This is a genomic window from Kitasatospora sp. NPDC127060 (assembly GCF_042724935.1).
Lineage (GTDB): Bacteria > Actinomycetota > Actinomycetes > Streptomycetales > Streptomycetaceae > Kitasatospora.
On the sequence record NZ_JBHXEG010000077.1, the window covers coordinates 23,082 to 46,489 of the forward strand.

Consider the following 23,408-nt stretch of genomic DNA (forward strand, 5'->3'; position numbering starts at 1 on the left):
GGTTCGAGGTACGGGGTACGCGCCCCCCGGCCGCCATCCTGCCGTACCGGGGACGTCGGCGGGAAACGGCCTACGGCTCCCCGAAGAGGTCCCGCCGCACGGCGTCCCCCGCGGTGAGCACCGCCCCGGCGAGCACCGCGCCGCCGCCGGCCGTGCCGGCCCGCACCTCGGTGTGCAGCGGGGAGAGCCGGGCCAGCCGCCGTTCCACCCGGACGGCCAGTTCGGCGCCGCCGGCCCGGCCGATCTCGCCGCCGAGCACCAGACAGCCGGGGTCGAGCACCACGCAGACGCTGGCCGCGCCGAGCGCGATCCGCTCGGCCAGCTCGTCCAGGAACGGCGCCCCCGCCGCCCCGGCGGCCAGCGCGGCGCGGACGGCGGCCTCGGCGGCGGCGGCGTCGTCGGCCGGGCCGGTGGGCAGTCCGTGGCGACGGGCGAGGGCGCACAGGGCCGCGCTGCCCACCAGGCCGTGGAAGCCGCCCTCGCAGCTGTCGGCGCTGGGCAGTCCGGTGGCGCCGGGGACGGGCAGGAAGCAGATCTCGCCGGTGCCGCCGGAGAAGCCGCGGCGCAGCCGCCCGTCGAGGATGACGGCGGCGCCGACGCTGTGGCCGAGCCAGATCAGGACGAAGGTGTCGCGGTCGCGGGCGGCGCCGACCCGGTACTCGGCCCGGCCGGCCAGGTTGACCTCGTTCTCCAGGATCACCTCGGTGTCGGGCAACTCGCCCAGTGCGGTGAGGAGTTCGGCGTGCCAGCCGGGGAGCTGGCCGGTGCTGTGCAGCCGGCCGGTGGCGGGGTCGACCAGGCCGGGGGCGCCGACGGCGACGGTGTGCAGCCGGTCGACGCCGGCGGCGCGGGCGGTCTCCCACAGGGTGCGGACGATCGCGGCGGCGGTGTCGGGGGTGCCGTCGCCCTCGACCGGGACCTCGGCGGTGCCGAGGGTGCGCCCGGCGAGGTCGGCGACGACCAGGCTGGCCCCGCCTTCGCGCACGTCGAAGGCGGCGATGTGGGCTCGGGAGGCGACCAGCGCGTAGAGCCGGGCGTTGGGGCCGCGCCGCTGTTCGCCGCGTTCGCCGACGACGGCGACCAGGCCGGTCCGCTGGAGGCGGTCGAGCAGGTCGGCGACGGTCGGCCGGGAGAGGCCGGTGAGGTCGCGCAGCTCGGTCGCGGTCAGGGGGCCCTGTTCGAGCAGGAGGTTGAGCGCCAGCCGGTCGTTGATCGCCCGGGCGGTGCTCGGCGTGGCCGTACGCGCGGTGGTCATGAGCGATCATCCTTCCAGAGTGTTTCTATCAGGGTCCCTTCCTGATAGTTTATCGAACCGTTCGGACCATCCGCCGGGAGGGAACCGCCGCACATGAACGAGCGAAGCGAGCGAAGCATCAGGAGCCGCGCCACCACCCTCGAACCACTCGTCGAACCACGCCGCTCACGGCTGAGCATCGCGCTGGTCTTCGGCGTGCACGGCGCCGTCGGCGGCACCTTCGTCACCCGCATCCCGTGGATCCAGGACCGCCTGGACCTCTCCCCCGGGCAGCTCGGCCTCGCCCTGGTGATGCCCGCCATCGGCTCCTCCCTGGCGATGCCGCTGGCCGGGCGCTTCGTCCACCGCTACGGCGGCCGGGCCGCGGTGCGCGGGCTGATCTCGCTCTGGTGCCTGGCCCTGACCCTGCCCGCGCTCGCCCCCTCGCTGCCTGCGCTCTGCGCGGTGCTGCTGGTGTACGGCGCCACGGCGGGCACGGCGGACGTCGCGATGAACGCCCAGGGCGTGGAGATCGAGCAGCGCCTCGGCCGCTCGATCATGTCCGGACTGCACGGGATGTGGAGCGCGGGCGGCCTGCTGGCCTCCGGCTTCGGCATCCTGGCCGCCCACCTCGACCTCGACGCCCGGCTCCAGCTGGCCGTCACCGCGCTCGTCCTGCTCGCCCTCGCCCAGCCGGTCTGCCGCGGCCTGCCCGACCTGCGCGCCCATGCGGAGGCCGAGGCGCCCCCGCACTTCGCCCTGCCGCCGCGCAGCTCGCTGGTGATCGGCCTGGTCGGCTTCTGCGCGGTGTTCGGCGAGGGCGCCTCGATGGACTGGAGCGGCGTCTACCTGAAGGACATCACCGGCGCCTCGGCCACCGTCGCCGCCGCCTCGTACACCGCCTTCTCGCTCACCATGGCCGTCAGCCGGCTCGCCGGGGACGCCGTGGTCCGCCGCATCGGCGCCGTCCGCGCCACCCGGCTGGGTGGAGCGGTCGCCACGCTCGGCGGCCTGCTCGTGGTCGCCGCCGACACGCCGGCGCTGGCCATCCCGGGCTTCGCCCTGATCGGCGTCGGGGTCGCGGTGATCGTCCCGCTCGCCTTCGCCGCCGCCGGCCGGATCGGCCGCAACCCCAGCCAGGCCATCGCGGGCGTCGCCACCGTCACCTACACCTCCGGCCTGATCGCGCCCGCCGTGATCGGCGCCCTCGCCCAGGCCACCTCGCTGACCGTCTCCTTCGGCCTGGTCACCCTGCTCGCCTTCGCCCTGATGCTCAGCGCCGGGGCCCTCCGCCGGGCCGATCCGGACTTCCCGGCGGCGGACGCGGGCGGCGACGTGCCCGCCATGTCACCGAACAGCCCTTCCGGAAAAGACCTCTCCACGATATGAGCGGGAAGTCCACGGACCGTTCCCGCTCATACCGCTGACCGCCGACCGCCGACCGCCGACCGCCGACCGCCGACCGCCGACCGCTGGCCGCTGGCCGCTGGCCGCTGGCCGCACTCCAACGCCCGGCGGTCCGCGCGATCCACCAGGGGATTCCCGATCCATCCGCCACGCCCCGGACGCCGCACCGCCCGCCCTCGGCCGACGCCGCCGGGTTCGCCGCCTCCCCGCCCGAGGCGACCACCGGCGTCGGCGTGCCCGTCCGGCCCCGCGCGAAATCCCGTTGCCCGTACGGCCGGTACGGTCCGACACTGCCGTCATGCTCGGATTCGTCAAGACCGACAACGAAGCCCTGGTCTCCTGCCTGGGTGACCCCCAGCGCACCGTGGCCGCCTACCGGGAACTGCTCCGGCGCGCGGACGCCGCGCTCGGCGCCATCCGCGCCGGACTGTCCCACGACGACGCGGCCGTCCGGGAGGGCTGCTGCCGGCTGCTGGACCACCTGGTCGACACCGAGTCCATGGGCCTGCTCATCGCCATGGCCGACGACCCGGACGCCGAGGTGCGGATCGCCGCGTTCCACGCCCTCGCCTGCGACCGGTGCAAGGACGACGCCTGCGCACCGGGCGCGGACCGGGTGCTGGAACCGGCCCTGCGGCACCTGGCCGCCGACCCCGACCCCCGGGTCCGCACCCGGGCCGCCGAGCTCGTCGGCAAGTTCGCCCACACCGACGCCCGGGCCGCCGCCGCCCTCCAGGCGTCCCAGGCGCAGGACCCGAGCCCCGCGGTCCGCAAGAAGGCCGGCTGGTACGCCCCCGGCGGACCGATCCACCGACGGACCGCCCCGCGCCACGGATAGCCGGGCCTCTCGGCTCCGGCCCGCTCCCCGCCCCGCCGGCCCGCCACCGGGACCGGTTAGGCTCGGGCGGTGCCCGCAGCCCTGACCACGCCCCCCGCGCCGAGCGCCGCCGGACCCGCCGAGCCGGCGGAGGAACCGCGCCCGGCCCGCTCGCCCTGGTGGCGGTTCGGCCTGCTGGTCCTGCTGCTGGGCGGGTGCGCGGGCTCGCTGCTGCTGTGGAGCCCGACGGACCTGCTCTCCGGCGGGCTGGCGGACCGGATGCCCGGCTACTGGTTCGCGCCGCTGTTCGCCCTGGTCTACGCCGTCGGCACGCTGGCCTTCGTGCCGCGCCCCGCGCTGAACGCCGTCGCCGGGCTGCTGCTGGGCGTCCAGCAGGGCGTGCTGCTCGCCGTGCTCGGCACCACCCTGGGTGCGGCGCTGGCCTTCGCCCTCGGCCGGGGCCTCGGCCGCGAGGCCCTGAAGCCCCATCTGCGCGGCAAGGTGCTCGGCGCCCTCGACCAGCGCTTCACCGAGCAGGGCTTCCGCAGCGTGCTGGTGCTGCGACTGCTCCCCGGCCTGCCGTTCCAGGCCGGCAACTACGGCGCCGCCTTCTCCGGGGTGCGCTTCCTCCCTTTCCTGTGCGCCACCGCGATCGGGGTGGTCCCGACCACCGCCGTGTACGTGGTCGCCGCCGCCAGCGCGGACCGGCCCGGCTCGGCGGCCTTCCTGGTCTCGGCCGGGGTGATCGCCCTGCTGGTGCTCGGCAGCCTGGTCGGCCTCTGGCGGGCCGCCGCCGCCCGCCGCCGGGCCCGGGCCCACCGACCATAGGTGCACCCGCGCTGCGCGCCGCCCCCACAAACCGGTCGCGCCCGCGCCCGTCGGTGGCCAGGATGTCCGACATGACCGAACTCACCCCGCGGGTCGACCCGCCGATGGCCGCCGACGAGGCCGCCATGCTGACCGCCTGGCTCGACTTCCACCGCAGCACCCTCGCCCTCAAGTGCGCGGGCCTGACCGACGACCAGCTGCGGCTGCGCTCCGTCCCGCCGTCCTCGCTCTCGCTGCTCGGCCTGGTCCGGCACTTGACCGAGGTGGAGCGGTACTGGTTCCAGGGCGTCCTGCTCGGCGCGGAGGTAGGCACCGGCCTCTACTGCACCGACGCGGACCCGGACGGCGACTTCGACAACGTCGACACCGCCGACGTGGCCGCCGACCTCGCCGCCTGGCGCGCCGAGATCGAGGGCGCCCGCCGCGCGTCGGCCGGCGTGCCGCTGGACACCGTCGGCAAGCGGCTGCGCCAGGACCGGGAAGTGACGCTCCGCTGGATCCTCGTCCACATGATCGAGGAGTACGCGCGACACAACGGTCACGCGGATTTGCTGCGCGAACTGGTGGACGGTTCGACCGGCGAGTGAAATCGTTTCCGCATTGTTGACGGAAGGTCAATTACGCGGTGACCGCGACCGATATGGTCTACGCGCGCAACCGTACGGCGCTGCGCCGCGTCGCTCTCTTTTGCCCGGGTCCGCCCGGGTTTCCGGCGCGGCACGACTCGTACGGGGGCCGCGAGCGGGCACGGGACCGGTGAACAGTGCGATACTCGGACAGTTCCGACGAGTGGATGACGTGTCAAGAAGGACACCGTCCACCCCCGGGGGACCAGACGGGACGAGGCAGGGAGGCGCGGCATGGGAGCACTTCGCGACGAGCACCACAACGGGTGGCTGATGCCCTCCGGGAACTACCCGGCCGCGGTGTACGACGACGAGTGGGTGGATCAGGAGACGGTTCCCGCCGTCCCCGCGCCCACGAAGATCGTCTCCCTGCGGCCGACGGGCTTCGAGGCGGCCCGCACGGTCGGTGAGCACATCCGGGCGAGCACCCCGGTGGTGATGGACCTCACCGAGATGAACGAGGCCGAGGCCAAGCGCATGGTCGACTTCGCCTCCGGCCTGATCTTCGGTACCAGGGGGGGCATCGAGCGGATCGCCCGCCGGGTCTTCCTGCTCACCCCGGCGGACGTCGAGGTGATGGTGATCGACCGCCCGATGGACGACACCGGGTTCTACAACCAGAGCTGAGCGCGGCGGCACCGGCCGCACCGCGCGCACCACCCCGACCGGGGACGGCACACCAGCCGTCCCCGGTTTTCGCTGTCCGGAGGCCTTCCGCCGATGATGCAGATGAGAGCCCCAGAATAATTTTGAGACATCTACGTCTCATCTGGACTACACTCGAATCATGGCCACCGACCGCGACACCGTTCTGGAAGCCGCCGTCGGCGTGCTCTCCCGCCGCCCCACCGCCCACCTGGACGAGATCGCCCGCGCCGCGCACATCAGCCGGGCCACCCTGCACCGGCTGTTCCCCGGGCGCGAGGCGCTGATCCGCGAGGTCGGCCTGCTCGGCCTCCAGCGCTTCGCCGCCGCCCTGGACACCGCCGCCATCGAGGACGGCGACGCCGAGGCCGCGCTGCGCCGACTGGTGGACGCCGCCGTCCCGGACGCCATGCTCTGCGCCTTCCTGGCCGGCGAGAACCAGCTCTACGACAACGACGAGATCAACGACCTCTGGGAGGTCCAGATCGACCGGCTGCACGCGCTCTTCCTGCGCGGGCAGCGCGAGGGCGCCTTCCGGATCGAGCTGAGCGCCGCCTGGCTGAGCGAGGCCTTCTTCGACCTGGTGGCCGGCATCGGCTGGGCCATCCAGGACGGCCGGCTCGCCCCGCGCGACGCCGCCTTCTCGCTCGCCGAGCTGTTCCTCGGCGGTGCGCTGCGCCGGCCGGAGGCCTCCGTCCACACTCCCCCCACCCACAGCACCTCGGACCGGAAACCGGAAACCGATACACCATGAGCCAGCGAAGCGAGCGAATCATCAGGGGCGGCGCACACGGCGAAGCGCCTGCCGAGCGTAGCGAGGTGGGCGCATGAGCAGGACCCCTCCCCTGACCGTCCGCCAGCGCTGGACCGGCCTCGCCGTCCTGGTGCTGGCCGTCACCGTGGTCGCCCTCGACGCGACCGTGCTCTCCCTCGCCATCCCCTCCATCAGCGAGACGCTGCGCCCCAGCGGCACCCAGCTGCTCTGGATCGGCGACTCCTACTCCTTCGTACTGGCCGGCCTGCTGGTCAGCATGGGCGCCCTGAGCGACCGGATCGGCCGCAAGAAGCTGCTGCTGACCGGGGCCGCCGCGTTCGGCGCCGCCTCGCTGCTGGCCGCGTACGCGCCGGGGCCGGGCTGGCTGATCCTGGCCCGGGCACTGCTCGGCGTCGCCGGGGCGACGATCATGCCCTCCACCCTCTCGCTGATCCGCAGCCTGTTCCCGGACGACCGGGAGCGGGCCACCGCGATCGGCATCTGGGGCGCGGCCGCCACCGCCGGCGCCGCGCTCGGGCCGGTGGTGGGCGGGCTGCTGCTGGAGCACTTCTGGTGGGGTTCGGTGTTCCTGCTGAACATCCCGGTGCTGCTCCTGCTGCTGGTGTCCGGTGCCTGGCTGCTGCCGGAGTCCAAGGACCCGAAGCCGGGCCGCTGGGACGTGCTGAGCGTGGTGCTGTCGATGGCCGGGGTGATCGGCGCGGTCTACGCGATCAAGGAGGCCGCCGCCCACGGCGTGGCCCGTTGGGACGTCCCGGTCACCTTCCTGCTGGGTGCGGCCGCGCTCACCCTGTTCGTCCGCCGCCAGCTGCGGCTGGAGACCCCGCTGCTGGACGTCCGGCTGTTCCGCGACCGGCGGTTCACCGCCGCCGTCACGGCTTCGCTGATCTCCCTGGTCGGCCTGTCCGGCGTGATCTTCGTGGTCTCCCAGTACCTCCAGCTGGTGCGCGGCTACGAGCCGCTCCAGGCGGGCCTGGCGGAGCTGCCGGCCTTCGCCGGCTCGGTGGCCGGCGGGCTGCTCACCGCCCGGATCGCCCGGCGCTTCGGCGCCCGCAAGGCGCTGACCGTCAGCCTGCTGGCGATGGGTCTGGCCGCGGGTGCGCTGGGCTGGCTGCAGCAGGACACCACCTATCTGCTGCTGGCCGTCTCCTTCCTCATCACCGGCACCGCCGAGGGCGTGGTCTACACGCTCGGCGCCGACCTGGTACTGACCGCCGCGCCCGCCGACAAGGCCGGGGCCGCCTCGGCGGTCTCCGAGACGGCGTACGAGCTGGGCACCGCGCTCGGCATCGCACTGGTCGGCTCGGTGGTCGGCTCGATCTACGCCAACGGGCTGGCCGTCCCGGCCGGGGCCTCCCCGGAGGTCGCCGCCCGGGCCGGGGAGTCGCTGGGCGCGGCCGTGGAGACGGCGCACGGGCTGTCGCCGGAGGTGGCGCAGCCGCTGCTGGCGAGCGCCAAGGACGCCTTCGTGCAGGGCATGAACAGCGCCGGGCTGCTGGCCGGGGTGCTGCTGGTCGGTGCGGGCGTGCTGGCCTGGCTGCTGCTGCGCGGGCTGTCCGGGCCGACGACGGCGGCCGAGCAGGTCGCGGCGGTCGAGCCGGAGCGGCCGCAGGTGCACGTGTGAGGACCAGGTGCGCGCGGAAGGACGCAGGAAGGTGAGAACGGTCGTTCCCCGATCCGGGAACGGCCGTTCTCGCACGGACGGAAAGCGCTACGAGACCCCGAAGGGCAGTTCCAGCTCGGCCCAGACCACCTTGCCGTCCCTGGTCAGCCGGCTGCCCCAGCGCTGGGCCAGCTCGCTGACCAGGAACATCCCGCGCCCGCCCTCGTCCTGTTCGGCGAAGGGGCGCAGCTGCGGCGTCTGGCCGCCCGCGTCGGAGACCTCGAGGGTCAGCACCCGGTCGCGGAACAGTCGCAGCCGGCGCGGTGCCTCGGCGTGCAGCAGGGCGTTCGTGACCAGCTCGCTGACCAGCAGTTCGGCGTAGTCGGAGAGCGCGTTCAGGCCCCAGGCCTCCAGGGTGGCACGGGTGAAGCGGCGGGCCCGGCCGGGGAGCTTGCCGCCGCCGGTGAGCGGCAGGGTGGCGATCCGGTCGGCGGGCACCGGCAGCGCCCGGGCCATGATCATCGCGATGTCGTCCTCGGTGCCGTCGGTGACCAGCGCGCCGATCACCGCGTCGCAGCTCTCCTCCAGCGTCCGGCCCGGCCCGGCCAGGGTGCGGGCGAGCAGGTCGATGCCGTGGTCGAGGTCCTGGCCGCGCCGCTCGACCAGGCCGTCGGTGTAGAGGGCGAGCATGGCGCCCTCCGGCAGGGTGAAGCCGATGGACTCGAAGGCGACCCCGCCGACGCCCAGCGGAACGCCGGGCGGCACCTCGATCCTGCGGGCGGCGCCGTCGGTGCCGACCCAGACCGGCGGCAGGTGCCCGGCCGAGGCGACCTGGAGGGTGCGCTCCAGCGGGTCGTAGACGGCGCAGATGCAGGTGGCGAACTGGCCCTCGCCGATCCCCGAGGCGGTCTCGTCCAGCCGGGTGAGCACCTGCTCGGGCGGCATGTCGAGGGTGGCGAGGGTGCGGGCGACGGTGCGCAGCTGGCCCATGGTGGCGGCGGCCCGGATGCCGTGGCCCATCACGTCGCCGACCACCAGGGCGACCCGCCCGCAGGACAGCGGCACCACGTCGAACCAGTCGCCGCCGACCTCGCTGACCACGCTGCTGGGCAGGTAGCGGTAGGCGATCTCCAGGCCGAGGGTGCGGTGGATCTCCTGCGGCAGCAGGCTGCGCTGGAGGGTGAGGGCGGTCTCCCGCTCCCGGCGGTAGAGCCGGGCATTGTCGAGGGCGAGGGCGGTGCGGGCGACGAGCTCCTCGGCGAGCGCGACGTCGGCGTCGTTGAAGGGCTCGGGGTTGCGCATCCGGATGAACTCGGAGCCGCCGAGCACCATGCCCCGGGCGGTGATCGGCACCATCAGGTACGAGTGGATGCCGGCCGCGATCCCGGGCGCGACCCGGTCCTCGCTGGAGACCAGGCCGCGCAGCACCTCCTCGTCCACGTGGGCGCGCAGCAGCGGGCGGCCGCTGCGCAGGCACTGGGTGTAGCTGCGGTCGGGGGCGTACTCGGAGGTCTCGCCGACCACGTCGACGGCGTGGGCCAGGCCGCTCTCGTAGTTCTCCCCGACGGCGACGGCGCGCAGGGTGACCGTCCGGTCGGAGGGGATCGGAGTGGGCTCGGCGCCGCGCAGCACCGGCTCCAGCAGGTCGACGGTGGCGAAGTCGGCGAACCGGGGGACGACCGCCTCGATCAGTTCCTCTGCGGTGCGCTGGAGGTCGAGGGTGGTGCCGATCCTGGCGGTGGCCTCGGCGATGGTGGCCAGGCGCTCCTGGGCGCGGGCGGCCCGGGCCTCGGCCTGGAAGCGTTCGGTGACGTCGATGATCGAGGAGCAGACGCCGAAGACCCGGCCGGTGGAGTCCTCCAGCCGGAAGTAGGAGGCGGACCAGGCGTGGTCCCGCTTGGGGTCGCCCGGGACGCGGCCGTGCGAGCGGGCGTCCACCACGGGCTTGCCGGTCTTGAGGACCTGCCTCATGATCTGTTCGATCTCGGCGCCGTTGAGGCCGGGCAGGACGGCGGATATCCGTCGGCCGAGGTGGGCGGCGACCGGGACGCCGTTCATCCGGGCGAGGGCCTCGTTGAGCCGGACGTAGCGCAGCTCGGTGTCGTACACGGCCATGCCGATCGGGGAGCGGCCGAAGATGCCGTCCAGCACGGCGAGGTCGGCCTCGATGGCGTGGACGGCCCGGGTGTCCGAGGCGGTGGCGAGCAGCAGCAGGGTCCCGGCCGGGCCGGCGATCGGGTAGGTGCGGAACTCCAGCTCGACCTTGTGGCCGTCGCGGTGGCGGACCGGGAAGACGAAGGAGGTGTCGGCACCGGACAGGATCCGCTGGAAGATCGCGAGCACGGCGGCGCGGTCGCTCTCGTCGGTGAGCAGCTGGGCGGCGTAGCTGCCGAGGGCCTCCGCCGCGGTGTAGCCGAGCAGCACCTCGGCGTCCTCGCTCCAGTGCAGGATCAGACCGTCGGCCTGGACCAGGACCGTGGCGAGCGGGACGAGTCGGTGGCCCTCGGGGCGTGCGGGGTCACTGTCCGGCGCGTGGCCGGCGTCGGTCGCGTCCCACTCGTGTCCGTGCATTCAGGCAGCACCCCGGTTCGGCTCGTGCCCGGCCGGACGGCCTCGCGGTCGGTGCCGGCCGGGTTTCTTCTCCAGACTGCACGGACATCGGCCGCCCGGCGACCCCTTGGTCAGGGGGCGTCCGGTCGCTCGGTTGTACGGGCGTCATGGGCGTACCGGCCGCAGCGTACTCTCCAGAACGCCCGCCCACTGCCGGATCACTCCGGAACGTCGAGGGCTGTCGTCGGTGAGCAGGTTGGCCAGGCCGAGGCCGCGGGCGAGGTCGAGGGTGGCCTGCACCGATTCGCGCACGCCCGGGCGGGTCTCGTCGGCGTCCAGGAACTCCACGGCGGCCCGGTGGGCCTCCCGGCCGACGTGGCCCTCCAGGGCGACGATCCGCTCGCGCAGCCCGTCCTCGGTGGCGGCCGCGGTCCACAGGTGGAGGGCGGCGCGGAACAGCGGGCCGGTGTAGAGGCGGACGATCATGTCGACCACGGCGCGGGTGCGGTCGGGGCCGGCGGCCGGCAGGTCGTCCGCGTGGGCGCGGACGGCTGCCAGCCGCTCGGCGGTGACGTGCTCGACGGCCGCGGTGAAGAGGTCCTCGCGGGTCGGGAAGTGGTGCTGGGCGGCGCCCCGGGAGACGCCGGCCCGTTCGGCGACCACGGTGACGGTGGAGCCCTGCCAGCCGAGCTCGGCCAGGCAGTCCACGGCGGCCGCGAGCAACCGGGCCCGGGTCGCGCGGCTGCGGTCCTGCTGGGGGGTGCGGACGGCGGGGTGGCTGGTCATGGCGGGTGGCGGTTCCTGTGTCGATGGGGTCCGTCCCGGTCGGGGCGCGGCGGGTCGATCCTCACAGACCGGCCCCGGTCCTCGGCCGCCGGGTCCCGGGCCGCCGCTCAGGTGGCCGCCCCGGTGCGGGCGGCCTCGCGGGCGCGCAGTTCGCGGCGGAGGATCTTGCCGGCCGCGGACTTGGGGACGGCGTCCACGAACTCGACCGCGCGCACCTTCTTGTAGGCGGCGACGTGCCCGGCCACGTAGCCGGTGACCTCCTCCGCGGTCAGGCCGCTGCCCGGGGCGCGGACCACGAAGGCCTTGGGGCACTCCGTCCCGTCGGCGTCCCGGACACCGATCACGGCGGCGTCGGCGATCTGCGGGTGGCCGAGCAGCACCGCCTCCAGTTCGGCGGGGGCGACCTGGTAGCCCTTGTACTTGATCAGCTCCTTGACCCGGTCCACCACGAAGAGGTAGCCGCGCCCGTCGACGTAGCCGACGTCGCCGGTGTGCAGCCAGCCGTCGGCGTCGACCATGGCGGCGGTCTCGGAGGGGCGGCCGAAATAGCCCTTCATCACCTGCGGGCCGCGGATCAGCAGCTCGCCCTGCTCGCCGGGCCCGAGGTCGTCGCCGGAGCCGTCCAGGGCGGCGACCCGCAGTTCGGTGGAGGGGACCAGCCGGCCGACCGAGCCGGGCACCGGGTCCTGCTCGGTCGGCGAGACCACGTGGGTGACCGGGGACAGCTCGGTCATCCCGTAGCCCTGGAGCAGGTGGGGCAGGCCGAGCCGGCGGGCGCAGGCCTCGGCGAGGTCCTGGTCCAGCGGGGCGGCGGCGCACAGCAGGTAGTCGACCGAGGAGAGGTCGAAGCGGTCCACGACCGGGTGCTTGGCCAGGGCGAGGACGATCGGCGGGGCGACCACCAGGCCCTGCACCCGGTGCCGCTCGATCGCGCCGCAGAACTGCTCCAGGTCGAAGCGTGGCAGCACGACCACGGTGGCGCCGCACCGCAGCGGCTGGTTGAGCAGCGCCGTCAGGCCGTAGATGTGGAAGAAGGGCAGCACGGCGAGCACCCGTTCGCCCACCGAGGGGCGGTAGAGGGCGTCGGTCTGGGCGAGGTTGGTGGCGATCGAGCGGTGGGTGAGCATCACCCCCTTGGGCAGGCCGGTGGTGCCGCTGGAGTACGGCAGCACGGCGACGTCCTCACCCGGGGCGATGGCGGGCTCGGGGGCGGGGCCGGTGGCGGCCAGCAGGTCGGCGAGCGAGCGGTGGCCCTCGGCGCCGTCCAGCACGATGATCTCGGCCAGCGGGCGGCCGGCGGCGGCGAGCAGTTCGGCGGCGGCCAGCGCGGTCGGCAGGAACGGGGAGACGGTGATCAGCCAGCGGGCGGCGCTGTCGCCGAGCTGGCCGGCCAGTTCGCCGGGCGTGCTGAGCGAGGACACCGTGGTCACGGTGGCGCCGGTGCGGCTGGTGCCGTAGTAGGCCATCGGGTAGACCACCGAGTTGGGGCTGAACAGGGCCACCACCTCGCCCTTGCGCACCCCCGCCTCGGCCAGTCCGGCCGCGACCCGCTCGACGGAGGTGGCGAGCCGTGCGTAGCTGACCTCCTCGCCGGTGATGCCGTCGATCAGGGCCGGCCGGTCGCCGTACCGGGCGGCGGCCTCCAGCACCGCGTCATGGATCGGCAGGTCGATGACCGGGACGTCCGGGAACTCGCTACGGAACACCAAGGTATGCCTCCAGTAGGGAAGTTGACGCAGCAACTAAACCGGCGAGTACGGGTGGAACGGGGCGCGTTGAGGAGCATACGGACAGTCAGGGCGGTGGCTGGGCCATTGTGGCGAACCCGGGGTGGAGCAGGCGTGGCACAGTTGTTCCCGGGCGCCCGCCACCACGGTGGTGTTCGCCCACCTGACCGGCGTGCGGTGAAGCCTCCGCCCGCTCCACCCGCCCCGCCCGGGGGTCAGTAGGACTTGGGCAGGCCCAGGGTGTGCTGGGCGACGAAGTTCAGCACCATCTCCCGGCTCACCGGGGCGACCCGGCCGACCCTGGTGGCGGCCAGCAGCGCGCCCAGGCCGTACTCCTGGGTGAGGCCGTTGCCCCCGAGGGTCTGCACCGCCTGGTCGACCGTCCGGGCGGCGGCCTCCCCCGCGGCGTACTTGGCCATGTTGGCGGCCTCCCCGGCTGCCATGTCCTCGCCCGCGTCGTAGAGCAGCCCGGCCTTCTGGGTCATCAGCCGGGCCAGCTCGATCTCCACCGCGCACCGGGCCAGCGGGTGCGCCAGGCCCTGGTGGGCGCCGATCGGGGTGGACCAGACGGTACGGGTCTTGGCGTACTCCACCGCCTTGCCGAGCGCCTGGCGGGCCAGGCCGAGCGAGAACGCGGCGGTCAGGATGCGCTCCGGGTTGAGGCCGGCGAACAGCTGGAGCAGGCCGGCGTTCTCGTCCCCGACCAGGGCGTCGGCGGGCAGCCGGACGTCGTCCAGGAAGACCTGGAACTGCTTCTCGGGGGCGACCAGTTCCATCGGGATCGCCCGGTACTCGAAACCGGGGGTCTCGCGCGGGACGACGAACAGGCAGGGCTTGAGCTTGCCGGTCCGTGCGTCCTCGGTGCGGGCGACGAACAGCACCGCGTCCGAGTGGTCGATGCCGGAGACGAACACCTTGCGGCCGGTCAGCAGCCAGTCCTCGCCGTCCCGGCGGGCGACGGTGGAGATCCGGTGCGAGTTGCTGCCGGCGTCCGGCTCGGTGATGCCGAAGGCCATCTTGCGGCTGCCGTCGGCCAGTCCAGGCAGCCAGCGCCGCTTCTGCTCCCCGGTGCCGTACCGGGCTATCACCGTGCCGCAGATCGCCGGGGAGACGATCAGCATCAGCAACGGGCAGCCGGCGGTGCCCAGTTCCTCCAGGACGATGGCGAGGTCGCTGATACCGCCGCCCCCGCCGCCGTACTCGGCGGGCAGGTTGACGCCCAGGTAGCCGGCCTTGCCGGCGTCCGCCCACAGCTCCTCGGCGGGTTCGCCGGCCCGGGCCTTGGCGAGGTAGTAGGCGGAGCCGTAGCGGCGGCCGAGGTCGCCGACGGCCTTGCGCAGGGCGGTGCGTTCGGGCGTTTCGAGGAGCTGACTGCCGATGGCCGACATGCGGGTCCTTCCTCTGTTCGGATTTCGGGGGCGTGCTCGGGCGGCTCAGGGTGCCGTCGAGCGTTCCGGGGGTGCTCAGGCTTCCTCGGGGGTGCTCAGGCCTCTTCGGGGGTGCTCAGGCCTCTTCGGGGGACTTGACGACGGCGAGCAGGGCGCCGAGCCGCACCTGCTGACCGGGGGCGACGCGCAGTTCGACCAGGGTGCCGTCGGCGGGGGCGGTGACGCGGTGCTCCATCTTCATCGCCTCCAGCACCAGCAGCGGTTGGCCCGCCGTGACGGTGTCGCCGACGACCGCGGTGGTGCGCAGGACGGTCCCGGGCATCGGGGCGAGCAGCGCGCCGGGGTCGGTCCGGGCGGTGGGGTCGGGGAAGCGCGGCAGGGCGATGAGCGCGGTGCTGCCGGTCGGGGCGTCCACGTACACCTGCTCGCCGTAGCGGGCGACGTCGTAGCGGCGCCGGACCTCCCCCTCGCGCAGCACCACCTGGCCGGGCCGGGCCTCGACCAGTTCGACGTCCGGGTGGTCAGCGGCCTCCAGGCCGGCCCTGGTACGGCGGTAGCGGACCTCCAACTCGGCTCCGTCCGCGGCCCGGTAGCGCTTGGACTGGGGCTGGGAGGGCAGGTTGCGCCAGCCGGAGGGCAGCGCGCCGTCGCGGCCGGCCGCGTCGGCGAGGGCGGCGGCCAGGGCGGCCCGGCTCGAGCCGGCGGAGTCGGGGGCGGTCAGCTCGGCCGCGTGCTCGGTGAGGAAGCCGGTGTGCACCCGCCCGGCCAGGAAGGCCGGGTGCCGCAGCGCCCGGACCAGCAGCTCCCGGTTGGTGGCGGGGCCGTGGATCCGGGCCCGGGCCAGCGCGTCGGCCAGCCGGCGGGCCGCCGCGGCGCGGGTCGGCGCCCGGACGATCACCTTGGCGAGCATCGCGTCGTAGTGCGGGGTGATCTCGCTGCCGGACTCCACTCCGGAGTCCAGCCGCAGCCCGGCACCGGTGAACTCCTGGTGCTCCGAGGTCAGTTCGAGCCGGTGCAGGGTGCCGGTGGCGGGCTGCCAGTCCTTGGCCGGGTTCTCCGCGTACAGTCGGGCCTCGATCGCGTGGCCGGTGGCCGGCGGCGGGACGGCCGAGGGCAGCTTCTCCCCCTCGGCGACGGCCAGTTGGAGCGCGACCAGGTCCAGGCCGGTGACCGCCTCGGTGACCGGGTGCTCCACCTGCAGCCGGGTGTTCATCTCCAGGAAGTAGAACCGGCCGTCCTCGGCGAGCAGGAACTCCGCGGTGCCGGCGCCGCGGTAGCCGATCGCCCGGGCCGCCTCCACCGCCGCCGCGTGCAGCTCGGCCCGCAGCCGCGGCGGCAGCCCGGGCGCCGGGGCCTCCTCGATCACCTTCTGGTGCCGCCGCTGCACCGAGCAGTCGCGGTCGCCCACCGCCCACACCGTGCCGTGGGCGTCGGCCAGCAGCTGCACCTCCACGTGCCGGCCGGTGGGCAGGTAGCGCTCGCAGAACACCTCGTCGGAGCCGAAGGCCTTGGCGGCCTCGGCCCGGGCGGCCGCCAGCTCGGCCGGGAGGTCAGCCAGCCGCCGGACCACCCGCATGCCCCGGCCGCCACCGCCCGCCGCCGCCTTCACCAGCACCGGCAGGTCCGCCTCGGTCGGCTCGGCGAGCGCCGCCAGCACGGGCACCCCGGCCTCGGCCATCAGCCGCTTGGCGGCGGTCTTGGAGCCCATCGCGGCGATCGCGGCCGGCGGCGGGCCCACCCACACCAGGCCCGCGTCCTGCACGGCACGCGCGAACTCGGCGCTCTCGGACAGGAATCCGTACCCCGGGTGGACGGCGTCCGCGCCGGCCCGGAGAGCCGCCCGGACGATCAGCTCGCCGCGCAGATAGGTGTCGGCGGGCGCGGCGCCGGGCAGCCGGACGGCCGCGTCGGCCTCCCGCACGTGCGGGGCGCCGGCGTCCGGGTCGGAGTGGACGGCGGTGGTCGCGATGCCCAGCTCCCGGCAGGTGCGGAACACCCGACGGGCGATCTCGCCGCGGTTGGCGACCAGCAGATTGGTGATCATCATCTGGGGTTCCCCTACATCCGGAAGACGCCGTAGCCACGCGCGCCCTCGACCGGCGCGTTGTGGATCGCGGACAGGCACAGGCCCAGCACCGTACGGGTGTCGCGCGGGTCGATCACGCCGTCGTCGTACAGCCGGCCGGACAGGAAGACCGGCAGCGACTCCGCCTCGATCTGTTGCTCGACCATCGCCCGGATCGCCGCGTCGGCGTCCTCGTCGTACGGCTGCCCCTTCGCGGCGGCCGACTGGCGGGCCACGATCGACAGCACCCCGGCGAGCTGCTGCGGGCCCATCACCGCGGACTTGGCGCTCGGCCAGGAGAACAGGAAGCGCGGCTCGTAGGCCCGGCCGCACATCCCGTAGTGGCCCGCCCCGTAGGAGGCGCCCAGCAGCACCGACAGGTGCGGCACCCTGGAGTTGGCCACGGCGTTGATCATCATCGCGCCGTGCTTGATGATGCCGCCCTGCTCGTAGTCCCGGCCGACCATGTAGCCGGTGGTGTTGTGCAGGAACAGCAGCGGGGTGTTCCGCTGGTTGGCCAACTGGATGAACTGGGCGGCCTTCTGGGACTCCGCGCTGAACAGCACGCCCTGGGCGTTGGCCAGGACGCCCACCGGGTACCCGTGCAGCCGGGCCCAGCCGGTGGCCAGACTGGTGCCGTAGAGCGGCTTGAACTCGTCGAAGTCGGAGCCGTCGACGATCCGGGCGATCACCTCGCGCGGGTCGAAGGGCACCTTGAGGTCGCCGGGGACGATGCCCAGCAGCTCCTCCTCGTCGTACCGGGGCGGCTCGGCGAGCCGGTCCGGGCCCGGGCCCGCCTTGCGGTGGTCCAGCCTGGCGACGATCCGGCGGGCGATCCGCAGCGCGTCCGCCTCGTCCACCGCGAAGTGGTCGGCCAGGCCGGAGGTACGGGCGTGCATCTCGGCGCCGCCCAGCGACTCGTCGTCGGCCTCCTCGCCAGTGGCCATCCTCACCAGCGGCGGGCCGCCGAGGAACACCTTGGCGCGCTCCCTGACCAGCACGGTGTGGTCCGACATGCCCGGCACGTAGGCGCCGCCGGCCGTCGAGTTGCCGAACACCACGGCCACCGTGGGGATCCCGGCCGCGGACAGCCGGGTGAGGTCGCGGAACAGGGCGCCGCCGGGGATGAAGATCTCCTTCTGGCTGGGTAGGTCCGCCCCGCCGGACTCCACCAGGTTGACCAGCGGGAGCCGGTTGTGCAGCGCGATCTCGTTGGCCCGTAGGGCCTTTCGCAGCGTCCACGGATTGCTGGCGCCGCCCCGCACCGTCGGGTCGTTGGCGGTGATGACGCACTCCACGCCCTCGATCACCCCGATCCCGGTCACCAGCGCGGCGCCCACCGGGTGGTCGCTGCCCCAGGCGGCCAGCGGGGACAGCTCCAGGAACGGCGAGTCCTGGTCCACCAGCAGCTCGATCCGCTCCCGGGCCAGCAGCTTGCCCCGCTTCCGGTGGCGCTCCACGTACTTGGGCCCGCCGCCGGCCAGCGCCTTGGCGTGCTCGGCGTCCAGCTCCGCCAACTTGGCGATCATCGCGGCACGGTGCTCCGCGTACTCGGCCCCGGCCGGGTCGACACGGGTGGGCAGGGCGGTCACAACAGAACCTCCGGAATGTCGAGGTGGCGCGAACGCAGCCACTCCCCCAGGGCCTTGGCCTGGGGGTCGAAGCGGTGCTGGGCGGCGACGCCCTCGCCGAGCAGGCCGGTGAGGGTGAAGTTGACCGCCTTGAGGTTCGGCAGCAGGTGCCGGGTGACGGGCAACTCGGCTGCCTCGGGCAGGAGTTCACGCAGCCGGTGGACGGTGAGGGTGTGCGCCAGCCAGCGCCAGCCGTCCTCGGTGCGGGCCCAGAGGCCCAGGTTGGCGTCACCGCCCTTGTCTCCGCTGCGGGCGCCGAGCACCAGGCCGAGCGGGGCGCGGCGAGTCGGTCCGGGGGGCAGGGGTTCGGGCAACTCCTCCGACACGGCGGCCGGTTGGGAGGTCACCGGGGCCGGCGGGACGGCGATCCGGCGGCCGTCCGACAGCACCGCGGTGTGCTCCACCAGCTTGGCGTCCACCTGCGCCGCGGTGAACACCCCGTAGGGCGCCCCCGGGCCGGGCGGGGCGGTGAGATGGAAGCCCGGATACCCGGCAAGACCCAACTCCACCGCGGCCTTGCCGAGTTCGCGGCCGACCTTGGCCGGATCCCGGTCCCGGGCGGTCAGCCGGAGCAGGGCGGACGCGGCCTCCTCGGTCCCGGCGTCCGGGTGGTCGGTGCGGGCGAGGGTCCAGCGCAGCTCGGCCGGGCCGGCCTCGGGCGGCAGGGCGGCGGCGAACTGGCGTTGCACCAGGGCGGCCTTGGCCTCGATGTCCAGGCCGGTGAGGACGAAGACCACCTCGTTGCGGTGGCCGCCGAGGCGGTTGAGGCCGACCTTGAGGGTGGGTGGCGGGGCCTCGCCGCGCACCCCGTCGATCCGCACCCGGTCCGGGCCCTCCTCGGCGAGCCGGACGGTGTCCAGCCGGGCGGTCACATCGGGGCCCAGGTAGTGCGGTCCGCCTGTCTCGTAGAGGAGTTGGGCGGTGACGGTGCCGACGGTGACGGCCCCGCCGGTGCCCGGGTGCTTGGTGATCACGCTGGAGCCGTCGGGGTGCAGCTCGGCCAGCGGGAAGCCCGGGTGGTCCACGTCGTGCTCGCGGAAGAAGGCGTAGTTGCCGCCGGTGGCCTGCGCCCCGCACTCCAGGACGTGCCCGGCCACCACCGCCCCGGCCAGGGCGTCCAGATCGGCGGTGGTCCAGCCGAAGTGGGCGATCGCCGGGCCGGCCACCAGCGCGGCGTCCGTCACCCGGCCGGTGACCACCACGTCCGCGCCCTCGGCCAGGCAGGCGGCGATGCCGAAGCCGCCGAGGTAGGCATTGGCCGCCAACAGGTGTTCGGGAAGGCCGAGTTCGGCGCGGCGCGGCAGCAGGTCGTCCCCCTCGACGTGGGCGACGGCCGTCGGGACGCCCAGCCGCTGCGCCAACTCCCTCAGCCGCTCGGCGAGTCGGGCCGGGTTGAGACCGCCCGCGTTCACCACGATCCGTACGCCCCGCTCCCGGGCCAGCCCGAGGCACTCCTCCATCTGCCGCAGGAACGTCCGGGCGTACCCGAGCGACGGGTCCTTCAGCCGGTCCCGGGCCAGGATCAGCATGGTCAGCTCGGCGAGGTAGTCCCCGGTGAGCACGTCCAGCGGCCCGCCCGTGAGCATCTCCCGCACCGCCGCGAAGCGGTCCCCGTAGAACCCCGAGGCATTGCCGATCCGCAGTACCGAGCTCGCGCGCGCCAATGCGCCTCCCCTGCCGGTGGGTTGGCGGCACTCCACACGCGGGCCGCCGGGCAGCAGCGTGGCACCGGCCGGGGAAAAAAGCAATCATGCCTGCTTGTTTCTTCACGCCTTTCTTCACACCGGCGATGCGGACATCGATGTGACCGGACACGCTAGTTGGCGGCAGGACACGGTATTCGGCGACGGTGTCGCCCCGGTCAAGGAGAGTGGTTGCGGGTGACGACGGTTCTCCTCGCGGCCCGCCGAGGTGATCCTGCCCGTCGGGCACCGCTGGGACTGCGTCCCGGGCGTGACGCTGCTCGGTGACGCCGCCCACGTGATGTCCCCCTTCGCCGGGGAGGGCGCCAACCTCGCCATGTGCGACAGCGCCCAACTCGCCATGTCCACCGCCGCCCGTCCAGGCGGCACCGAAGCCGCCGTGGCCGCGTACGAGGCGGCCCTCTTCCCGCGCAGCGAGGCGTCCGCCGCCGGCTCCGTCGCCAATCTGGACACGATGCTCGGCGAGAGGGGCCTGGAGCAGATGGTCGCGTTCTTCACCTCCGGCCCGGCGGAAGACGACCGCCTCGCATCGGACCACAGAGTGACGGCACCCACCCATCCGGGCCGGGACGGCACCGTACAGGCCTGACGGTCCGGACTCCGCGCCCGCGACCACTCCTGCCCCGATCGGCGGATCGTACGTCCCCACTCACCCTCCACCCCTGCATACGCTGCGTATGCGATTGGTGTCCCCTCGCGCCTCCGGGTTCCGACTCGCCGTCGTGTGCGGGCGGCTGAGGACTGCCGGGACACCGGTGTGCCGAGAACTGGCGCGCTGCCCTGGATGACCGGCCTTGGGAGGGCCCATGCCACACATAGCCCGGATACCGCTGGAAGGCGGGGGTTCCGTCCTGGTCGAGGCCCCGGCTGCAGCGGAGGGGCCTGTCAAGGCCGGTCGTGTCGGAGACGCCATCCGTGACCTGCCGGTGAGCCTGGAAGGGGCCCTGACGCCGGTCACCGAAGCGGCGCGAGCCACGCTCCAGCAGCTGCGCAAGGCGGGGCCGGACGAGATCACGGTGGAGTTCGGCGTCGATCTCGCGGTCGAGGCCGGAGCCGTGATCACCAAGACCGGCGCCACTTGCCACTTGAAGGTGACGGTGATGTGGAAGAGGGCCGACCTCAGCCACCTCCGTCCGGGTGAGGGCTCGGGGTGAGCCGGTGAACGCGGTCGACGCGGGCGTCGAAGGTGGGGGCGTTCGGGACCTTCCGGCTGCCGTGGCCCAGGTCGTGGGGCCGGACGGCGAGGTGGTCGGGGCCGGTTTCCTGGTGGCCGAGGGCATCCTGGTCTCCTGTGCGCATGTCGTACAGGCCGCGGGAGGCGGGCCCGGCGCAACGGTGCGGCTGGTCTTTCCACATGCGGAGGGTGCGCCTCGGCTGGAAGGGCATGTCCTGGAGGACTCGTGGCGGGCCGTCGAGGGCGACGACGTGGCCATCGTGCGCCTGACAGGTACGCCGGCAGCTACGAGGGCGGTGCGGTTGGGTTCTGCGGAGGGGTCCCGGGGCCACCAGGTGCGCTCTTTCGGGTTTCCCGCCCAGGCCCCGCCGGGTGGGCATTTCGGCTTCGGGGTGGCTGGTGACCTGTTGCCGGCGACCGAGGGCAGGGAAGTGCACCTGCAGCTGACCGAGGCCAACGACCTGACCACCGGGTTCAGCGGCGCTCCGGTCCTGGACGAGGTGACCGGTCTGGTCATCGGCATGCTGACCGAGATCACCGCCCCCGACGAGCACGAACGGGGACAGGGCATCGCCTACGTCACCCCGACGCAGGTGCTGCGTCGGATCTGGCCCGAGCTGACCGAGCAGGCGGTATGCCCGTACCGGGGACTGGAGGCGTTCACTGCCGAGGACGCACGGTGGTTCCAGGGCCGGGAGGACGCGGTACGGCAGGTTCTGGCAAGCCTGGCGGGTCAGCGGCGGCTGGTCCTGCTCCTCGGTCCGTCCGGCTCCGGCAAGTCGTCGTTGATCCAGGCAGGGGTGCTGCCTGCGCTGGCCAAGGGCGAAGTGCCCGGCAGCGACCGCTGGCTGCCCGTGGTCGCACGGCCGAGGAAGGACCTACCGGCCGAACTCGAACGTGCCGGACTGCCCGGGGCGGGCGGCACAGGGCTCGCCGCAGCCGTCGCACGGGCACTCGAAGCCCGACCGTCGTGCGAGCGCCTTCTGCTGGTCATCGATCAGTTCGAGGAACTGCTCGCCCAGCCCGGCGAGGGCCGGGACGGCCGCCTGGCCGTCACGGAGGAGATCACCGCGGCGATCGCCACGGAGGGGCGGCTCAGCGTGATCCTGATCATGCGAGATGACTTCTACCCCCGGCTGGCTGCCCTGGCACCCGAGCTGCTGAGGACCGCGAAGCCCGGACTGCTCGACGTACCGGCCGGCTTGAGCCCGCACGACCTGCACGACATCGTCACCTTGCCCGCCCGCGACGCTGGGGCCCACTTCGAACCCGGCCTGCCCGACCACGTCATCGCCGACGTGCTGGCCACCACCCCCGAAGGAGCCGGCACCCGCCAGGCAGCAGTCACCGTCCTGCCCCTGGTCGAGTTGACGCTCACCCAGCTCTGGCAAAGACGCCACGAGGGATACCTCACCCATGACGCCTACCAGCGCATCGGCGGAGTCACCGGCAGCATCACCACCTGGTGCGAGACCGCTCTCAACCAGCTCACCCCCGAGCAACGGCCCATCGCACAGCGGATCCTGACCGCCCTGGTCCGCCCGGGCGACCCCGCCCACCACATCCCCGCCGTCCGCGAACAGGTACCCCTGCACGAGCTCCGCGACCTGGCGACCGACCCCGACGCCGCACCCGACAGCGACCACGCGTTCGACGATGTCCTCGCCTCCCTCACCCGCCACCGCATCATCACCACCCACACCCCCCAAAGCGCCGAACGTCCCGACGGCCCCGCCGGGAAGCCGATGGCCGAGCTGATCCACGACGCGCTCATCCGCGAGTGGGGCACACTGCGCGAGTGGGTCCGCCAGGACCACCGCTTCCACGAGTGGCTCGACCACGCCCGCGAACGCCGCGCCCGCTGGGCCGAAACGGCCGACCCCGGAGACCTGCTCGCAGGAACGACCCTCGCGGAAGGCCTCGAATGGTCACAGCAACGCCACCTGCCAGGCGATATCGCCGCCTACGTGAACGCCAGCAGAAAACGCCAACAGGCTGCCGTCCGGCGGAGCCGACGCCTGAACACGATTCTGGCGACCGTCCTCGCCCTCGTCCTCATCGCAGCGGCAGCAACCGTGTGGCAATGGCGGTCAGCCGTCGCCGAACGGCAAGCCGGCCTGTCTCGGCAACTCGCGCTCCAATCCAAATTCATCAACGCCATTACTCCTGACCTCTCCTCGCTCCTGGCCGTCCAGGCCTACCGCATCAGCCACACTCCCGAAGCCCTCGAAAGCCTGGAAAACGCGGCAGCCCAACCGCTGAAACGACGCCTGACCGGCCACACCGACAAGGTGCTCTCGGTGGCGTTCAGTCCCGACGGGCACACCGTCGCCACCGGCAGCGCCGATGGGACCGCACGGCTGTGGGACGCGGCCACCGGCCAGACCCGCACCACCCTGACCGGCCACACCGGTGCGGTGGCGTCGGTGGCGTTCAGCCCCGACGGACACAC

17 protein-coding genes and 1 pseudogene are annotated in these 23,408 nt (G+C 73.7%); 10 read left to right on the plus strand and 8 right to left on the minus strand.

Annotation, left to right across the window (positions count from 1 at the left end):
• Positions 1–70 precede the first annotated feature (70 nt).
• Positions 71–1,255, minus strand: a complete 1,185-nt coding sequence (locus tag ACFWIS_RS31995) for an ROK family transcriptional regulator (RefSeq protein WP_380455033.1) — start codon at positions 1,253–1,255, stop codon at positions 71–73.
• Between the two features lie 93 nt (positions 1,256–1,348).
• On the opposite strand from ACFWIS_RS31995, the gene ACFWIS_RS32000 reads away from it, so the two are divergent.
• The 7 genes from ACFWIS_RS32000 to ACFWIS_RS32030 all read left to right on the plus strand — a co-directional run bounded on the left by ACFWIS_RS32000 (position 1,349) and on the right by ACFWIS_RS32030 (position 7,953).
• Positions 1,349–2,623, plus strand: coding sequence for an MFS transporter (locus tag ACFWIS_RS32000; protein WP_380455031.1), 1,275 nt, complete (start codon positions 1,349–1,351; stop codon positions 2,621–2,623).
• A gap of 316 nt (positions 2,624–2,939) precedes the next feature.
• Complete coding sequence (locus ACFWIS_RS32005) at positions 2,940–3,479, plus strand: HEAT repeat domain-containing protein (protein ID WP_380455029.1); 540 nt, start codon at positions 2,940–2,942, stop codon at positions 3,477–3,479.
• Positions 3,480–3,548: 69 nt separating this feature from the next.
• Entirely contained in the window at positions 3,549–4,286 is a 738-nt protein-coding gene (locus ACFWIS_RS32010) for a TVP38/TMEM64 family protein (RefSeq protein ID WP_380455027.1), read from the plus strand.
• Positions 4,287–4,357: 71 nt separating this feature from the next.
• Complete coding sequence (locus ACFWIS_RS32015) at positions 4,358–4,873, plus strand: DinB family protein (protein ID WP_380455025.1); 516 nt, start codon at positions 4,358–4,360, stop codon at positions 4,871–4,873.
• A 273-nt stretch (positions 4,874–5,146) separates the two neighbouring features.
• On the plus strand, positions 5,147–5,539 hold the full coding sequence (locus ACFWIS_RS32020; protein ID WP_380455024.1) for a cell division protein SepF: 393 nt from the start codon (positions 5,147–5,149) through the stop codon (positions 5,537–5,539).
• 160 nt (positions 5,540–5,699) lie between these two features.
• Positions 5,700–6,311: a TetR/AcrR family transcriptional regulator gene (locus ACFWIS_RS32025; RefSeq protein WP_380455022.1), complete on the plus strand. Its 612-nt coding sequence runs from the start codon at positions 5,700–5,702 to the stop codon at positions 6,309–6,311.
• Between the two features lie 73 nt (positions 6,312–6,384).
• A complete protein-coding gene (locus ACFWIS_RS32030; protein ID WP_380455020.1) occupies positions 6,385–7,953 on the plus strand; it encodes an MFS transporter in 1,569 nt (522 codons plus the stop codon).
• Positions 7,954–8,040: 87 nt separating this feature from the next.
• Here the strand turns inward: ACFWIS_RS32030 and ACFWIS_RS32035 are convergent, their stop codons facing one another.
• The 7 genes from ACFWIS_RS32035 to ACFWIS_RS32065 all read right to left on the minus strand — a co-directional run bounded on the left by ACFWIS_RS32035 (position 8,041) and on the right by ACFWIS_RS32065 (position 19,743).
• The gene (locus tag ACFWIS_RS32035; RefSeq protein ID WP_380455018.1) at positions 8,041–10,503 is read right to left on the minus strand and encodes a SpoIIE family protein phosphatase; all 2,463 of its coding nucleotides are present in this window, start codon (positions 10,501–10,503) and stop codon (positions 8,041–8,043) included.
• 144 nt (positions 10,504–10,647) lie between these two features.
• Entirely contained in the window at positions 10,648–11,268 is a 621-nt protein-coding gene (locus ACFWIS_RS32040; protein ID WP_380455016.1) for a TetR/AcrR family transcriptional regulator, read from the minus strand.
• A gap of 107 nt (positions 11,269–11,375) precedes the next feature.
• A complete protein-coding gene (locus ACFWIS_RS32045; protein WP_380455014.1) occupies positions 11,376–12,977 on the minus strand; it encodes a 4-coumarate--CoA ligase family protein in 1,602 nt (533 codons plus the stop codon).
• Between the two features lie 233 nt (positions 12,978–13,210).
• On the minus strand, positions 13,211–14,383 hold the full coding sequence (locus ACFWIS_RS32050; RefSeq protein WP_380455012.1) for an acyl-CoA dehydrogenase family protein: 1,173 nt from the start codon (positions 14,381–14,383) through the stop codon (positions 13,211–13,213).
• Between the two features lie 115 nt (positions 14,384–14,498).
• On the minus strand, positions 14,499–16,427 hold the full coding sequence (locus tag ACFWIS_RS32055; RefSeq protein WP_380455123.1) for an acetyl/propionyl/methylcrotonyl-CoA carboxylase subunit alpha: 1,929 nt from the start codon (positions 16,425–16,427) through the stop codon (positions 14,499–14,501).
• 14 nt (positions 16,428–16,441) lie between these two features.
• The gene (locus tag ACFWIS_RS32060) at positions 16,442–18,040 is read right to left on the minus strand and encodes an acyl-CoA carboxylase subunit beta (RefSeq protein WP_380455010.1); all 1,599 of its coding nucleotides are present in this window, start codon (positions 18,038–18,040) and stop codon (positions 16,442–16,444) included.
• Complete coding sequence (locus tag ACFWIS_RS32065) at positions 18,037–19,743, minus strand: acyclic terpene utilization AtuA family protein (protein ID WP_380455009.1); 1,707 nt, start codon at positions 19,741–19,743, stop codon at positions 18,037–18,039. Before ACFWIS_RS32065 ends, ACFWIS_RS32060 begins: the two co-directional genes overlap by 4 nt.
• A gap of 253 nt (positions 19,744–19,996) precedes the next feature.
• Between ACFWIS_RS32065 and ACFWIS_RS32070 the strand changes: the two are divergent.
• From ACFWIS_RS32070 to ACFWIS_RS32080, 3 genes and pseudogenes are all read left to right on the plus strand, one after another.
• Positions 19,997–20,293 (plus strand): annotated as a pseudogene (locus tag ACFWIS_RS32070) (FAD-dependent oxidoreductase); the annotation flags it as partial.
• A gap of 295 nt (positions 20,294–20,588) precedes the next feature.
• Positions 20,589–20,936 (plus strand): CU044_2847 family protein, encoded by a 348-nt coding sequence (locus ACFWIS_RS32075; protein ID WP_380455007.1) that lies wholly within the window; start codon positions 20,589–20,591, stop codon positions 20,934–20,936.
• Between the two features lie 4 nt (positions 20,937–20,940).
• The coding region (locus tag ACFWIS_RS32080; RefSeq protein WP_380524153.1) for a trypsin-like peptidase domain-containing protein at positions 20,941–23,408 on the plus strand (2,468 nt) is incomplete at its 3' end.